This is a genomic window from Vagococcus fluvialis bH819 (genome assembly GCF_900163795.1).
GTDB lineage: Bacteria > Bacillota > Bacilli > Lactobacillales > Vagococcaceae > Vagococcus > Vagococcus fluvialis_A.
This window is the reverse complement of the sequence record NZ_FWFD01000015.1, coordinates 26,962-42,778: the sequence shown is the minus strand read 5'-3', so window position 1 is coordinate 42,778 and position 15,817 is coordinate 26,962. Positions and strand designations below refer to the sequence as shown.

The window sequence follows — 15,817 nt, the reverse complement described above, 5'->3', positions numbered from 1 at the left end:
AAGCGCGTCGGCTCCCCCGCTTCTAATGAAACACTTGATACTTACTTAATAAAATTAAGCTAAGTTAGCAAAGTATTCTAAAGTACGAACTAATTGTGCAGTATATGACATTTCGTTATCATACCAAGAAACAGTTTTAACTAATTGGTTGTCCCCAACTGTCATAACTTTAGTTTGTGTTGCATCAAATAATGATCCAAAAGTCATACCTACGATATCTGAAGATACGATTTGATCAGTTGTGTAACCATAAGATTCGTTAGCAGCTTTTTCCATAACAGCGTTAACTTCTTCTACAGAAACTTTTTTGTTTAAGATAGTTACTAATTCTGTTAATGAACCAGTTGCAACAGGAACACGTTGAGCAGCTCCATCTAATTTACCGTTTAATTCTGGAATTACTAAGCCAATAGCTTTAGCAGCACCAGTAGTATTAGGTACGATGTTTTCTGCAGCAGCACGTGCACGACGGAAGTCTCCACCAGGGTGAGGACCATCTAATGTCATTTGATCACCAGTGTAACCATGGATAGTTGTCATTAATCCTTCAGCAATACCGAAGTTTTTGTTTAATGCATCAGCCATAGGTGCTAAACAGTTAGTAGTACATGAAGCACCAGAGATAACTGTTTCTTTACCTGTTAAGATATCGTGGTTAGTGTTATAAACGATTGTTGGAACATCGTTTCCACCAGGAGCAGAAATAACAACACGTTTAGCTCCACCTTTTAAGTGTAATTCAGCTTTTTCTTTAGAAGTAAAGAAGCCAGTACATTCTAAAACGATGTCTACTCCTAATTCTCCCCATGGTAATTCTTCAGGATTACGGTTAGCTAAAACTTTAACTTCTTTTCCGTTAACGTTAAAGAAACCATCATGAACTTCAACTTCACCATTGAAACGTCCTTGTGTAGTGTCATATTTTAATAAATGAGCTAACATTTTTGCGTCTGTTAAATCATTGATTGCTACTACTTCTAATCCTGCTACTTCTTGGATACGACGGAATGCCAAACGACCAATACGTCCAAAACCATTAATACCTACTTTTACTGTCATGCGGGATTTCCTCCTTTAGAAAATCAAAAAATTATTTTATTTTAAAGAGTTACCTCTTTTAAAATCTGATTAGCTGCACCCTCATCGGTTATTAACCAAGTTTGCTTAGGTGCATTTTTGATATATGCTTCTACTGCTTTAGCCTTTGATTTACCGCCAGCTACAGCCAAAACATACGGTATATTTTCTAGGTCTTTCAATTGTAGACCAATGCGTGGAATTTTATAAACAACTTCCCCGTCTTCATCAAAGAAATAGCCAAAACTCTCAGCAACTGCTCCTTGATTCGTTAGCATTGCTAACTCTTTTGAATTCATGCCACGTCTTTTTGCCATGTGAAGTGCACGTCCAATACTATGGATGACACAATTCGAATGAGAGATAAGCGTAAGCACTCTTTGTACAGTTGGTTCATGAAGTAATATCTCATATGTTTCAGGGCTAACTTGCTCTGGCACATATAAAACCCTAAAATCTCCACCTGATTTTTCTGCCATCATGCCACTAATTGAATTAGCTTGGATATTAATTGTCTCACCTACACCGCCCCTTGCTGGAACGAATAAGTTATGACGCTTATCTGTTTCTAATCCTTGCATATTTAGTGCTACAGTTTCCATTGTTGTTCCACCCATAACTGCGATGGTATTTTCCCCATCTGGTAATTGAGTGGCTAAAACATCTGATACGATTGTACCAAAACTTTCTAAAACTTTTTCTTCAAGATCACTATCTCCTGGTACTATGATACAACGAGCAATACCTAATTTTTTAGATAATTCTCTTTCCTTAACACGTGTACCTGAATACTCCGCCATGAATTTTTCAAGGCCTTCGTAAACCTGTAATCCGTTTTTTGTTAAAGTCATACCACTCTTAGAAGCATCTATTAAGTTAAGTTGCTTTAGAAGGTCCGTTTCAGTTCGTAACATACGCTCTGTTATATTTATTTTTTGAGCCAATGTTCTTCTGCCAACTGGCTGCATCCAATAAATATTACGTAAGATACGAAATCTCTTTTCAACTGTTTGCATCATCTCCGGAGCAATTCTCTCGATCATCTCTAAATCATGAAGCATCGAGTGACTCCTTCCTCGGGTCTTTTTTTGTCCAACGTAGACTTATTGCGACCCAACTATGGTAAAAAAATAGGTTGAATCCAAATCAAAAGACATTTTGTTTGTTTCAACCTTACGAACACATTTTAACAGTTATCAAACTATATTTCAAGTAAAATAACTAATATTTATCATTTTTAACGATCATAACGTTTTCTCTTTGTTGATGAGGCTATCCCTAATTCCTCTCGATACTTGGCAACTGTCCTTCTTGAAATCTGAATTTTTTCAATTAATAGTAATTCAACAATTTTTTGATCTGAAAGTGGTTTTTGCTTATTCTCTGCTTCGACAATATTTGCTATCTGTTTTTTAATCATATTAGTTGAAAGTTCTTCATCTGTTAACTCTTGTGTTAAACCGACTGTAAAGAATGAACGTAACTCAAATATGCCAAAATCCGTTTCTAAATATTTACCATTAATACTACGACTTACCGTAGATTCATGAACTGATAAAGCTTTAGCGATTTCTTTTAGTTGCATGGGTGCTAAAGGTCTTTGTGCATCTAAAAAGAATGCGCTTTGTCTCTTAACTATTTCCTCTGCTACTCTTAGGATTGTATTCCCTCTTTGAATGACACCTTTTTTAATCCAGTCAAACTCTGCTTTTCGATCTTTCAAGTATTCGATAACTTCTGTATCTTCTGATTGTTTCATTTTATCAAAATATGCTTGTTGGAAAACCACGCTAGGCACTCCTTGCTTGGTGCTCAAAACATCTAAGTTACCTTTAACTTCCCTAACAATGACATCAGGAATAATATACATTTCTTTTTCTTGATTGAATCCTGCTCCTGGATAAGGATTTAATTTCTTTATATAATCAAAAATTTCTTGAATCTCAAATAACTCTATCCTATATGCTTTTTCTATGATGCTCCATTTTCGATTAGCTAATTCTTCAAAATATTCCTCTATAACAATATAAGCCATATTAGGTGCTTGTTGATCTTTTTCGATTTGTAGCATTAAACATTCTCTTAAACTTCTTGCACCTACTCCAACTGGTTCAAGCATTTGAAGTAAGGTTAAGGCATCTAATAGCTGAATTTTACTAGCACCTGTTCTTTCCACGGCTTCTTCTATAGTAATCGTTAGATAACCGTTCACATCAATATACTCGACTAAAAAAAGAATAAGTTGTCGCAAATAAGTTTCTCTATAATTGAGATGAATCTGCTTGATTAAGTGATCAAATAAAGAAACCGTTTCATCTGGAACCTCATTTAGCCATTCTTTACTATCGTGTTCATAACTAGTACCGGCTTTAGTTTTAATCGGATAATCATATTCATCCACAGTTACTTTTACTTCCATCAATGGATTTTCCAGTGTCTTTGCTTCAAGAAAGCTTAGTAAATCTTCTGTATTATATTGGAGCATCTGAATCGATTGTTTCAATTCTTGTGTCATAGCAAGTTTAGTTGTTTGTTTTTGACTTTGACCTAAGTGTTGTTCAAATCTCATATCGTTCTCCTCCTAATAACAGATTATTCTTGCTATTTTTTTTTATTTTGTTAAAATAATTACTGTCTGCGCCCTTAGTGTAGTGGATATCACGTAAGATTCCGGTTCTTGAGACAGGGGTTCGATTCCCTTAGGGCGCGTTTTCATGATTGATTGTATCATACAAATGATAACAACAAAAGTCGTAAATGCTTGGTGTCATTGCTATTAAACAAGTTAAAGATACATTCAATTTTCAGTAAAAAATGCTAATTAAATAAAGTAAAAAAACCACAGCAAGATATTTTTTGCTGTGGTTTTTTATCTAAATGAATAAATATTTAAGTTTATTTTCAGACATTTCTTTAATATTGAGATTGATTGACTGACCATCTTGTTTTTTCTTTACCTGGTAATACAAGAGTAACGAACATCACTATTGATCCAATTATAGGAATTAAATAGAATAATATCCACCAATTGCTATGATCTCTATCGTGCAATCTTCTTGCACGAACAGTAAAATTGGCTAGAAATATAAACAAACCTAAAACTGTAAAAATAATTGTTATTGTATTCCACTCTTTAACAATATTTGTTCCATCAGACATGAAATCAATATATCTATAAGCCTTAGTAAGCATCGTGTACAAAACCAATACAAAATAATTAATCACTTGTGGCCACCAATATTGTCCACCTGAAGCTGTGCCATTCATCGTCAACATATTACCCCAATATTCTTTATATGTATTTATCATAAAGCCACCTCCCTAATTATAATTTTAAAACATGCAATCTAATTGTCAAGAATATTACCTTTTTTTAAACTTCATCTTCAATTCTTGTTGGAGTTTAAACATTTAACAAATATTATGATTTTACCATATGAATGGTTGCATCAGAAGGATTTCTTGAAAAATAATTAGGATTAGTATACAATAATTTCCATAGTAGTTTGTGATTATTTATTTTTTTAAGCCTACAAACACGACAATTTCCATTAATATATGGATGAAAATAAATTATAAAGGTGATTATTTGACTGACAAACAAAAAGAAATTATTAAATTTATTGGTAAATCTGTTTTTTATGCAGCCATTCTTTTAGCGATGATTTATCTATATGGCTATTTAAAATCAAGTGGTGGCGGCTTTATTTACAATGATTTTTAAAGGTTGTACCCTTTTATTTTACTTATGGGACAGCCTTTTTTTATTCGCAAATAAAGACCAAACAAATCCTTTGACCTTTATTGACCTACCCGTTATTCTTTTATTAGGTAGTTAAAATAAATTATGTTAAAATACAATGAATGAACGTTTTAGTTTAGGAGGAATTTTTATGAATTTAATACCAACAGTTATCGAACAATCTTCTCGTGGAGAGAGAGCTTATGATATTTACTCAAGACTTTTAAAAGACCGCATCATCATGCTTAGTGGTCCGATTGATGATAATGTTTCAAACTCAGTCATTGCGCAACTCTTATTTTTAGATGCTCAAGATCCTGAAAAAGATATCTTTATCTATATCAACTCACCAGGTGGTAGTGTTTCTGCTGGCCTTGCAATTTACGACACAATGAACTTCATCAAAGCTGATGTTCAAACAATTGTTTTAGGAATGGCTGCTTCTATGGGTTCATTCTTACTTACAGCAGGTACAAAAGGTAAACGATTTGCTTTACCAAATGCTGAAATCATGATTCATCAACCTTTAGGCGGCGCACAAGGTCAAGCAACTGAAATCGAAATTGCCGCTCGCCACATTTTAAACACTCGCGAAAGATTAAATACCATCTTAGCTGAGAACACAGGTCAACCAATCGAGGTCATCGAAAAAGACACTGACCGTGATAACTTTATGTCAGCTGAGGAAGCCAAAGCATATGGCCTAATTGATGATGTGATGGTAAATAGTTCAAAATTAAAATAGGAGTGATCTGATGGGAATGACAGATGTTGATGTAACAAAAATTAATACAGAAACAGGCATTAAGATTGGTGACGATAATGCACCAACAAAAATTGTTGAATTTATTAACTTGAGGTGCCCATATTGTCGCCAATGGTCTGATGAAAAAGATGACCTATTGCAAGAGTTAGTCAATGAAGGAAAAATTCAACGAATCATTAAACTATTCAATAAAGAAAAACCTGCTTTAACTAAAGGCAATGTGATGCATGGTTTTGTTCCAAATGATGCCTCTGCTATCAGTGCCATTCGATCAATCTATGAAACTCAAGATACTTGGGGTGATTTAGAAGATCACACAGAGATTGCAAATTTTGCAGAATCAACATTGAGCTTAACTCGTCAAAACAGTGAAGAAATCAGCCAAGCAATCGTCAAAGAAGCTGAAGAAGCCAATGTTTTCTTTATTCCAACAGTGATTGTTGGCAATCAAGTATTCGATCAAAAAATTAGCAATGAAGAGTTGCTTAAACTTTTAAAATAGCATGATGAAAAAGGCGTTTAGCTTCAAGCAACTGGAGTGAATACTAAACAATTCACGCTTTTCGAATTGATTAGTATTTACGAAGTTGCCGCAGGAGCTGCCTTTTGAATCTGAACTAAAATAGCATGATGAAAAAGGCGTTTAGCTCCAAGCAACTGGAGTGAATACTAAACAATTCACGCTTTTCGAATTGATTAGTATTTACGAAGTTGCCGCAGGAGCTGCCTTTTGAATCTAGTCTAAAACAACATACTAAAAGCTAGAAAGTCAGCCAATCTGATTTTCTAGCTTTTTTGTCTTTTAAATTAAGACAATCCGCCTTTCGACTGATTGCCCTCTCAAACTTATATATGGTAAAATTAATACATTCTATAACTACTAAGGAGCGATATTATGGGTTTAATTAAAGCAGCAGCAAGTTCAATCGGCGGCGGATTTTCCGACCAATGGTTAGAGGTTATTGAACCAGCAGATTTAAGCGATTCAACAGTCATGACGATAGGTGTTCTTGTTCGTAAAAACGAAAAACGCCAAGGCAATAAAAAAGGAACCTCTGATGTGATTACTGACGGTTCTGTTGTTCATGTCTATCCTAATACCATGATGCTTCTAGTTGATGGCGGAAAAATCATTGATTATACAGCTGAAGAAGGTTATTACACGGTTAATAATCAGTCAGCACCATCAATGTTTAATGGTGATTTAAAAAATGCTATTGCAGAATCTTTTGATCGTTTCAAATTTGGTGGTATGACACCACAAAAACAAAAAGTTATTTATATCAATTTACAAGAAATCAGAGGCATTAAATTCGGTACACCAAGTCCAATTAACTACTTTGATAACTTTTATAATGCTGAGCTATTTTTAAGAACACACGGAACTTACTCAGTTAAGGTTGTAGATCCGATTCTTTTCTACTCTAACGTTTTACCTAAAAATCAAGACCACGTAGAAATTAATGAAATCAATGATCAGTTTTTATCTGAATTTTTAACAGCCCTACAAACATCGATCAATCAAATGTCTGTTGCTGGTGAGAGAATTAGCTTCATTCCCTCAAAAAGTATGGAATTAAGCCAATACATGTCTTCTGTTTTAGATGAACAATGGCAAACCTTACGTGGTATGGAGGTTGTTTCTGTAGGAGTTTCTAGTATTTCTTATACGGACGACTCTAAAGAATTAATCAACATGCGTAACAAAGGTGCCATGTTGGGTGATGCTGGGATTCGTGAGGGATTCGTTCAAGGATCAATTGCTGAAGGAATGAAAGATGCAGGCTCTAATGCTAACGGTAGCATGGCTGGATTCATGGGCATGCAAGCTGGCATGGGGGCAACTGGAAACTATTTCTCTCAAGCTTCTCAAACCAACCAACAACAAATGGAACAACAACAAGCCGCTCAACAAACACAACAAGCTGCTGACACATGGACTTGTCCAAGTGATCAAACAGAAAACACAGGTAAATTCTGTTCTGAATGCGGCGGATCAAAACCAGTCGCATCTGGTGGCGGTATTCAAATGAAATGTTCAAACTGTCATGAAGTGATTACTGTTTCAGGCCAAATGCCAAAATTCTGTCCTGAGTGTGGACAACCGTTCCAAGGAATGCCTTTATAAATCAATGAAAGTAGGCTAACAAAATGAGTGATGTTGTTTCACATAAGTGTCCAAATTGTGATGGACCTCTACTCTTTGATCCAGAGTCACAGTCTTTTCATTGCGAATACTGTCTAAGTGTTTTTAAAGACACAGACATTAAAGAAAATACTGAACCTTCTCAGGTTGAAGAACTAGCGAAAGAAACCTTTAATCTATATGCTTGTCCAAGCTGCGGTGCTGAAGTGGTAACCGAAGAAACCACCGCTGCAACTTATTGTTATTACTGCCATAACCCTGTTGTCTTAAAAGACAGGGTTTCTGGTGAATTTTTACCCAATGCAATTCTACCTTTTAAAGTTTCTGAAAAAGAAGCCAAAGAAAAATTCTTACAATGGGCAAATAAAAAGAAATTTATCCCTCGTGATTTTTTCAGCAAAAAACAAATTGAAAAAATGACAGGTGTCTACTTCCCTTATTGGAATGTGGATGCTGAACTTTTTGGCGATGTCAAAGCCAAAGGAACTAAAATCGATGTCTGGCGCATTGATGAAACAGAGTACACGAGAACAAGGCGATACGACATTAGAAGAAAAGGAAATGTTACGTTTAAATCCTTACTAAAAACTGCTCTTTCTAAAAATGTGAAACAAAATATGATTGAATCTGTCCAACCATTTAATGTAGATGATTGCCAAGCATTCGATTCCCGTTTCTTGTCTGGATTCCAAGCTGAAAAAAGAGATTTAGAATTCAATGAAATTAAAGATGCTGTTAACCAAGAACTAGATCAGTACACTGAAAAATTATTAGTTAATGATATCTCTGGTTATGGCATGATTGATAGCTCTAGGTGCCAAACACAATTACTCAATCAATCCAATCAATATTACTTACTACCACTTTGGATTGTGACATACAAAGGTCACGATAGTGAGGAGCCTTACTACTTTGCAATGAACGGTGTCTCAGGTAAAACAAGTGGTATCTTACCAGTTAACAAAACAAAATTAATAGGGACATCTGCAATGATCGGTGCGGTTGTTAGTGGAATCGTCTTATTAGGGGGGTATTTATTATTTTAAACATTAAAAAAAGTAGGTACCTACTCTCATTTATTATGTTAGGTTTATTCTTTATTTTGCCAATTTTTGGGATAAATACTGAAGCGGCTAGTCAAAATGTATACGATGAAGCCAAACTCTTTACTAATGAAGATATCCAAACCTTTGAAAAGAAAATTAAAGAAATCAAAGAGCAATACAAATCAGAAATAGTCATTGTGACAACTAATTCAACGAATGATAAAACACCAGAAGAATTTGCTGATAATTTCTACGAACAAGGTGGCTTTGGCGTGGGTGATACTCATGACGGTATGCTTTTTCTAATCGATATGGGAACTCGTAAATACCATGTCTCAACTACTGGAAATACGATTGCAGTTATTAGTAACAAACGAATGCAACGCTTAAAGGAAAGTATTGAAGAGGATTTAAGCAATAACGATAACTTAGGTGCTGTAAACACCTTCTTCGAGACAACCACGTCTTATTTACAGGAAGGAACGCCTAATGGTTATATTTATAATAAAGAAACGGGTGAAGTAGATAAACAAAAGTACGTATCTCCACTTAAAATTATTATAGCTGTAGTCAGTGGTATTGCTGTGAGTATTGTTTTTTACTTCAGTATTCATTCAAAGTACAAATTAAAACGTTCTAGTTATAATTATCCATATAGTGCAATGAGTACTGTGGATATCACTCAAGCTGATGCGGTTAAAGTAGCTGATTTTGTGACAACTCGACACATTCCAAAACCTTCAAATAATAATGATGACTTTGGTGGTGGTTCATCCACTCATATGAGTGGTGGTGGTACCAGTCATGGTGGCGGTGGCGGAAGTTTTTAACCCTTAAATGAAAAACAGACGATACTAGGTTGATTTTACAACTAGTTGTCATCTGTTTTTTTGTTTTCTTTTTAAAATTAGCATTGAGATCAAATCAGTCGTCATTATCGAAATAATTACTAAAATAATGAGTAACTTTAAATTCCCATTAATAAAGTAAACTAGTCCTGACACAAATAAGTATAAACCAAAAATCTGATTGGTAATTTTCCACGAGTCCTGCTTTTTCATATAATATAAAGCCCCACGGTAACCAATCATCGGATAATATCTAGGTGCTAATAATAAACAATATAATCCTAGCAACATGATAACAATTGATAAAATCATAGTAACCCTCTTTCTAGCCATTTGTGATTTTTTTATTTATTTGATTATACCATACTAAACATTATTGAAATTTTGCATACAAAAAAGAACTTCTCACTAAGTAACTTTAGCAAGAAATCCTTTTTCGTGGCAATTACAACAGCAACGCCGTTTTCATCACCTTTTTTTAGTTGGGATTCAAACGGCAACTCCTTCGGCAACTTCACAATTATTAAAAAGTCCCAAGTGCACGGACTGTTTAATAATTCCTCCAGTTGCTTGGAGTTAAACGCCGTTTTCATCACTCTTTTTTATGATTTAAAAGTATATTATTTTTTAACGATAAACTAATCCACCATCGGTTAAGATAGCTTGACCTGTTATATAATCAGAGTCGCTTGATGCCAAGAATGACACAAGGTTACCCACATCTTCTGGTAATTGGTAACGACCTAAAGCAATACCTGCTGAATATTGCTCAAAAGCCTCACCTGGTTGTAATTTGCCATTACTGTGTCGAACCATCTCTTCATCAATATGATCCCACATTTTGGTCTTAGCAATACCTGGACAGTATGCATTCACTGTAACTTGATGTTGTGCCAATTCTTTTGCGGCTGAATGCGTAAATGAGCGAACAGCATGTTTTGACGCTGAGTAAGTGCCTAACATTTCAAAAGATTCATGACCTGCAATACTACATGCGTTAATCACTTTCCCTTTTGTTCCTTGTTTAATAAATTGTTTGGCTGCTGCTTGCGTACCAAACACAACGCCATTAACATTAATTTGGAATACTCGGTTTAACTCCTCTTCTGTAATTTCTAGAATAGGTGTGACGGCATCAATTCCGGCATTGTTGATTAAGACATCCAAATGACCATATTTTTCAACAGCCTTTTCAACTAAGCTTTCTTGATCCGCCTGATTTGATACATCTCCCACAACCCCAAAAACATCCATTCCTTGATTTTTCAAAGTGGTCACTGTTTTGTTTAGATTTTCCTCATTAATATCGTGTAAAACGACTTTGAATCCATCTCTGACTAAGCGTTCGGCAATTCCTAAACCTAATCCACCTGCTGATCCTGTAACGACTGCGACTTTTGACATGTTAGCATCTCCAATATATATAATTTATTTAAACAACAAGCAGATAAGGATTTTCTAGATAATACACAATTCTTCCTAAGAATTCTGCTGCTGGTGATCCATCTACAACTTGGTGATCGAAAGTTAAACTTAAAGGTAACTCTTCGATTTCTTCAATTTCTTTGTCTTCATTGAAAACCAGTTTAGATGTAGTATTTCCAACACCTAAAATACCAATCTCTGGTGTGTTTAAAATCGGTGTAAAGTACTCAACTCCTGCACTACCTAAGTTTGTAATAGTGAATGTTGAACCACTATATAAATCTCCCGGTAATGTGCCATCAATAGCTTGTGAAGTGACTTCTACAAATTTTTCGCCAATTTGACTAAGAGATTTTGTATCAACTTGCTTAATAACTGGAACCACTAGCCCGTCATCCACAGCAACAGCAATTCCCATATGAACATCTTCATGTTTCAAATATTCAGAACCGTCATATGACGCATTCATTTCTGGTAAATCTTTAAGTGCCAAACTAACCGCCTTGATTAATAATGTATTAATACTCAAGGCACTACGGCTTAAATTAGGACCAGCTTTAACTTTCAATTCTTTTCTAAACGCAAGTAGGTTAGTAATATTGGCTTTTCTATGTAGAGTTAATTGAGCTGTTTGATGCAAGCTATTGTGCATTCTTTGAGCGATGACTTTACGCATGCCTTCTAAACCTTCACCAATCGTTTGAGCTACTGCACCATTTTTAACGTGTGGAATGTGTCTTTCTACATCTCTTTTTGTAATTCGGTTATTTCCACCTGTTCCTACGATATCTTCTAAGGCATACCCTTTTTCTTCTGCCATTTTTCTAGCTAAAGGAGTTGCAAAAATTCTTTCGCCAGCATTTCTTTTTACTACTGGTGCCTCTTGTTTCACTGGTGCTGTTTCAACTGTCTCCGAAACTTCGACTTCTTCTATAACAGGGGCTTCACCACTTGGAACGTCTTCACCTTCTGCTCCCACGTAGCCAATGATACCTTGACAAATCATCTCGCCACCATTGTCTACAGTAATTGCTAATAACACACCGTCTGCTGGTGATTCCACATCATGAGTTAATTTTTCTGAACTAATAGATACGACTGCTTCACCTTTTGTGATTGTATCTCCCACTTCTTTGTACCATTGATCGACAGTACCTTCTGTCATGGTTAAACCTAGTGTGGGCATTAATAATGCTTCTGCCATTTTTCTCACCTACCCTTTTATTTTAAATCCTCAATTAATTCTTTCGCTTGTTCTAAGACTTTATCTTTACTTGGTAAATAAAGTGCTTCTAAATTACTTGCAAATGGAACTGGTGTATTTGGAGCACAAATACATTTGATTGGTCCATCTAAATAATCAAACGCTTTGTCCCCTACTACAGAAGCAATATCTGTTGCTGTATTATTATGAGGATTGGCTTCATCAATCACGATTAAGCGACCTGTTTTTTTAACGGAATTAAGAACTGTTTCTTGATCCCACGGTGCCACTGTAATCAAGTCGATAACTTCTACTGAAATTCCTGATTTTTCTAATTCTTCGGCTACTTCTAGAGCCACATAAAGCATCTTTCCAATGGTCACAATCGTTAAATCTTTACCTTCACGTTTAACTTTCGCTTTACCAATTTCTACTTTATAATATTCTTCTGGTACTTCATCTTTAAGCCCATAAAGAGTCTTATCCTCAGAGAAAATAACAATGTTATCGTCCTCAATCGCTGCTAATAACAAGCCTTTAGCATCATAAGGATTAGAAGGTACCACTACTTTTAATCCAGGAATAGAACCAAACATGCCGTAATAAGAACCTGAATGTTGTGCTGCCGCTGAAGCTCCCGCTCCGTGACATGTTCTTACAGTCATTGGAATCGTTGCTTTTCCACCAAACATATAACGCATTTTAGAACCTTGCGCTAATAAGGTATCAAAACAGAAACCTAAAAAGTCATTAAACATTAATTCTGGAACTGGGCGTAAACCTGTCGCTGCCGCACCAACTGCTGCTCCCATATAACCCATTTCAGAAATCGGTGTATCGATGACACGTTCATAACCGTGTTTTTCTACTAAACCTTTAGTAACACCAAACACACCACCAAAAGCACCTTCTCCGTTAAGATGCTCAATACCTGTTCCTCCTGCTAAGTCTTCTCCTAACAAAATGACACGGTCATCCTTGTCCATAGCCATATCTAAACCTTCATTAACTGCTTGCATAAATGTTATTCTTCTACTCATTTTAGTCACTCCTCATCTTGGTTTTTCGATTAAATTGATACATCTTCATAAAGACATTCTGGATTAGGGACATCACTTTCTCTTGCAAAGAGTACAGCTGTTTCAACATCTTGTTCAGATTGTTTTTCAATGTCAGTAGCTATTTTTTCTGTTAGCCATTTATTTTTAATGGCCACTTCTTTAAAGACTGGAATATTATCAATGTCAGCAAACTCTTTTTCTTTACCTTCTTTTGATTTATATTTTTGTTCGTCTCCTTCAAAATGTCCATAATTACGATACGTGACACACTCTAAAATTGTTGGTCCTTGACCACTACGAGCACGATCAATCGCTTCACCTGCTGCTTCATATACTGCAACTAAATCTTTACCATCCACACGAACGCCTGGGATTCCGTACGCCACACTTCTTTCAGCAATTGTTTTTGAACCAGAAGCATACTCAACTGCAGACGCTTCACCAAAGGCGTTGTTTTCACAAACAAAGACAACTGGTAAATCCCAAATTGCTGCCATGTTGATGCTTTCATGGAAAGTTCCTTCATTCGATGCGCCATCACCAAAGAAACAAATCGCTACGTCATCTGTTTTTAAATATTTATTACGAAGCCCTGCTCCAACTGCGATTGGGAAACCTCCACCAACCATACCGTTAGCACCTAGCATTCCTTTATCAATATCAGCGATATGCATTGAACCGCCCTTACCTTTACAAAGTCCAGTTTCTTTGCCGAAAATTTCAGCCATCATACCATTTAAATCACAGCCTTTAGCGATACAGTGACCATGACCACGGTGAGTACTTGTAATGTAATCTTTATCTGTTAAGTGAGCACAGACACCCGTTGCAACTGCTTCTTCTCCAGCGTATAAATGGACAAACCCTGGAATTTCACCTGTTGTAAAAATACGATGCACTTCATCTTCAAAATTTCTAATGTCGTTCATGTTTTTATAAATCCACTCTGCTTGTTGTTTTGTCATTTTTTCCATTGTTATTTCCTCCTTAGAAAATCATTTGGCTCCCAAGTTCACCGATCATTTCTGAAAGGGTTGGGTGAGCAAATGTCATTTTTTCAATTTCTTCTAATCGGCCTTCTGATTCTTTGATGGCTAAGAGCGTATGGATCATCTCTGTTGCATTGCTTCCAACAATCACACCACCTAAAATTTCATGGTATTTTTTATCCGCAATAATCTTGATAAAGCCTGTGGTTTCATTTCCAGCAATAGCACGACCATTGGCTGAATAAGAGGTTTTTGAAACTAAAATATCGTATCCTTTTTCTTCTGCTTCTGCTTCACTTAAGCCAAAACTAGCAATCTCAGGATGCGTATAAACACATCTTGGAACTTGTTCATTTTTAAGTGGGGCTTCTTTTTCACCAAACATATGGCGCACAGCCTTAATGCCTTCTTTGCTCGCTGCATGAGCTAACATAAATCCATCTACAATATCTCCCACTGCATAAACGTTTTCTACAGAAGTTTGATAATGACGGTTTATTTTAATAAATTTATGATTGTCAGTTTTTTCTAAATTTAAATTGTCGCCAATTTCTAAGTTACCTTTACGACCTGTTACTACAAGTAATTGATCGAAGGAAAGTATTTGCTCAGTCAGCTCGACATTTTTTTGAGTGACTTGTTTAATATTCGCCCCTTCAATGACTTCAACTTTCATTTTTTTCAATTGGTTCTTAATAATTTGAGTCGCTTCTTTGTCCTCAGTCATTAAAATACTAGGAGCAACTTCGACTATTGTTACTTTCGTTCCCAGTGGCGCCATAGCAAAAGCTAACTCAATACCAATTACACCACCACCAATAATTACTAGCTCTTCTGGTAATTCTTTTAAATCAAAGAATGTATCTGTTGTTAAATAATCTGCTTGTTCAATCCCATTAATAGGTGGGACAAAAGGCTTACTTCCTGTTGCTAATAAGACGTAATCACTTTCAAGTAAGTCTTGATTTACAACAACTTCATGTGATGTTCTTAGTTCTGCTTCTCCTTCATAGTAATCAATCTTGTTTTGATTAAACAGATAATGAATCCCTTGTTGCAATTGGTTAACCACACCATTTTTTCGATCGACTAATTTCGAATAATCAATGTCAGTCAAGGTATTTTTTAACCCAAAACGATTGGCTTCTTCCATTTCATCTACCCAGCTTGCATGTTTCAAATAAGCTTTTGATGGAATACAACCAACATTCAAACAAGTACCTCCGATTTTTTCCTTTTCAATCACAGCTACTTTTTGACCAAGACGAGCTGCTTCAACAGCTGCCACATAGCCTCCAGGACCAGCTCCGATTACAATCAGATTGTACTTTTTCATGACATCACCTTCCTTATTTTTCACTACACTTTACTTAAAGCAAATATCATGCCAACTTAGAAAACGCTTTAAATAAAACTTTTTTGTTTTAATAAATGATCGATCAGACAAAAATGATGCGGCAATGTCGCAACAAAAAAAGTCATTAAACACAAAATTTCAGTGTTTAATGACTTT

Annotated in this window: 16 protein-coding genes and 1 tRNA gene; 7 read left to right on the top strand and 10 right to left on the bottom strand. The window is 35.6% G+C overall.

Translation table 11 applies throughout. The features are described 5' to 3' along the window. Nucleotides 1–54: 54 nt before the first annotated feature. From gap to rpoN, 3 genes are all read right to left on the bottom strand, one after another. On the bottom strand, nt 55–1,059 hold the full coding sequence (gene gap, locus FM121_RS09760; RefSeq protein ID WP_086951979.1) for a type I glyceraldehyde-3-phosphate dehydrogenase: 1,005 nt from the start codon (nt 1,057–1,059) through the stop codon (nt 55–57). A gap of 41 nt (nt 1,060–1,100) precedes the next feature. Then, complete coding sequence (locus FM121_RS09755) at nt 1,101–2,138, bottom strand: sugar-binding transcriptional regulator (protein ID WP_086951978.1); 1,038 nt, start codon at nt 2,136–2,138, stop codon at nt 1,101–1,103. A 176-nt stretch (nt 2,139–2,314) separates the two neighbouring features. Further along, nucleotides 2,315–3,646 (bottom strand): RNA polymerase factor sigma-54, encoded by a 1,332-nt coding sequence (rpoN, locus tag FM121_RS09750; protein WP_086951977.1) that lies wholly within the window; start codon nt 3,644–3,646, stop codon nt 2,315–2,317. A gap of 68 nt (nt 3,647–3,714) precedes the next feature. Between rpoN and FM121_RS09745 the strand changes: the two genes are divergently transcribed. Continuing rightward, nucleotides 3,715–3,786, top strand: a tRNA-Arg gene (locus tag FM121_RS09745). 204 nt (nt 3,787–3,990) lie between these two features. On the opposite strand, the gene FM121_RS09740 is transcribed toward FM121_RS09745, so the two are convergent. After that, a complete protein-coding gene (locus FM121_RS09740) occupies nt 3,991–4,386 on the bottom strand; it encodes a DUF805 domain-containing protein (RefSeq protein WP_086951976.1) in 396 nt (131 codons plus the stop codon). 280 nt (nt 4,387–4,666) lie between these two features. On the opposite strand from FM121_RS09740, the gene FM121_RS09735 reads away from it, so the two are divergent. The 6 genes from FM121_RS09735 to FM121_RS09710 all read left to right on the top strand — a co-directional run bounded on the left by FM121_RS09735 (nt 4,667) and on the right by FM121_RS09710 (nt 9,607). Further along, nucleotides 4,667–4,801 carry a teichoic acid D-Ala incorporation-associated protein DltX gene (locus FM121_RS09735; RefSeq protein ID WP_256958445.1) on the top strand — a complete coding sequence of 45 codons (135 nt, stop codon included), beginning with the start codon at nt 4,667–4,669 and terminating at the stop codon, nt 4,799–4,801. 169 nt (nt 4,802–4,970) lie between these two features. Next, the gene (clpP, locus tag FM121_RS09730) at nt 4,971–5,564 is read left to right on the top strand and encodes an ATP-dependent Clp endopeptidase proteolytic subunit ClpP (protein WP_086951975.1); all 594 of its coding nucleotides are present in this window, start codon (nt 4,971–4,973) and stop codon (nt 5,562–5,564) included. Between the two features lie 10 nt (nt 5,565–5,574). Beyond that, complete coding sequence (locus tag FM121_RS09725; protein WP_086951974.1) at nt 5,575–6,087, top strand: thioredoxin domain-containing protein; 513 nt, start codon at nt 5,575–5,577, stop codon at nt 6,085–6,087. A gap of 393 nt (nt 6,088–6,480) precedes the next feature. Then, nucleotides 6,481–7,713: an SPFH domain-containing protein gene (locus FM121_RS09720; RefSeq protein ID WP_086951973.1), complete on the top strand. Its 1,233-nt coding sequence runs from the start codon at nt 6,481–6,483 to the stop codon at nt 7,711–7,713. A 23-nt stretch (nt 7,714–7,736) separates the two neighbouring features. After that, the gene (locus tag FM121_RS09715; RefSeq protein ID WP_086951972.1) at nt 7,737–8,777 is read left to right on the top strand and encodes an ATP-binding protein; all 1,041 of its coding nucleotides are present in this window, start codon (nt 7,737–7,739) and stop codon (nt 8,775–8,777) included. A 56-nt stretch (nt 8,778–8,833) separates the two neighbouring features. Continuing rightward, nucleotides 8,834–9,607 (top strand): TPM domain-containing protein, encoded by a 774-nt coding sequence (locus tag FM121_RS09710; RefSeq protein WP_179203848.1) that lies wholly within the window; start codon nt 8,834–8,836, stop codon nt 9,605–9,607. Nucleotides 9,608–9,655: 48 nt separating this feature from the next. On the opposite strand, the gene FM121_RS09705 is transcribed toward FM121_RS09710, so the two are convergent. From FM121_RS09705 to lpdA, 6 genes are all read right to left on the bottom strand, one after another. Further along, nucleotides 9,656–9,937, bottom strand: a complete 282-nt coding sequence (locus FM121_RS09705) for a hypothetical protein (RefSeq protein WP_086951970.1) — start codon at nt 9,935–9,937, stop codon at nt 9,656–9,658. A 315-nt stretch (nt 9,938–10,252) separates the two neighbouring features. Next, nucleotides 10,253–11,029, bottom strand: a complete 777-nt coding sequence (locus FM121_RS09695; RefSeq protein ID WP_086951968.1) for an acetoin reductase — start codon at nt 11,027–11,029, stop codon at nt 10,253–10,255. A gap of 28 nt (nt 11,030–11,057) precedes the next feature. Next, nucleotides 11,058–12,254, bottom strand: a complete 1,197-nt coding sequence (locus tag FM121_RS09690; RefSeq protein ID WP_086951967.1) for a dihydrolipoamide acetyltransferase family protein — start codon at nt 12,252–12,254, stop codon at nt 11,058–11,060. 17 nt (nt 12,255–12,271) lie between these two features. Next, on the bottom strand, nt 12,272–13,294 hold the full coding sequence (locus tag FM121_RS09685) for an alpha-ketoacid dehydrogenase subunit beta (RefSeq protein WP_086951966.1): 1,023 nt from the start codon (nt 13,292–13,294) through the stop codon (nt 12,272–12,274). 29 nt (nt 13,295–13,323) lie between these two features. Further along, entirely contained in the window at nt 13,324–14,289 is a 966-nt protein-coding gene (locus FM121_RS09680; RefSeq protein ID WP_086951965.1) for a thiamine pyrophosphate-dependent dehydrogenase E1 component subunit alpha, read from the bottom strand. A gap of 13 nt (nt 14,290–14,302) precedes the next feature. Then, nucleotides 14,303–15,640 carry a dihydrolipoyl dehydrogenase gene (gene lpdA, locus FM121_RS09675; RefSeq protein ID WP_086951964.1) on the bottom strand — a complete coding sequence of 446 codons (1,338 nt, stop codon included), beginning with the start codon at nt 15,638–15,640 and terminating at the stop codon, nt 14,303–14,305. Between the last annotated feature and the right edge of the window lie 177 nt (nt 15,641–15,817).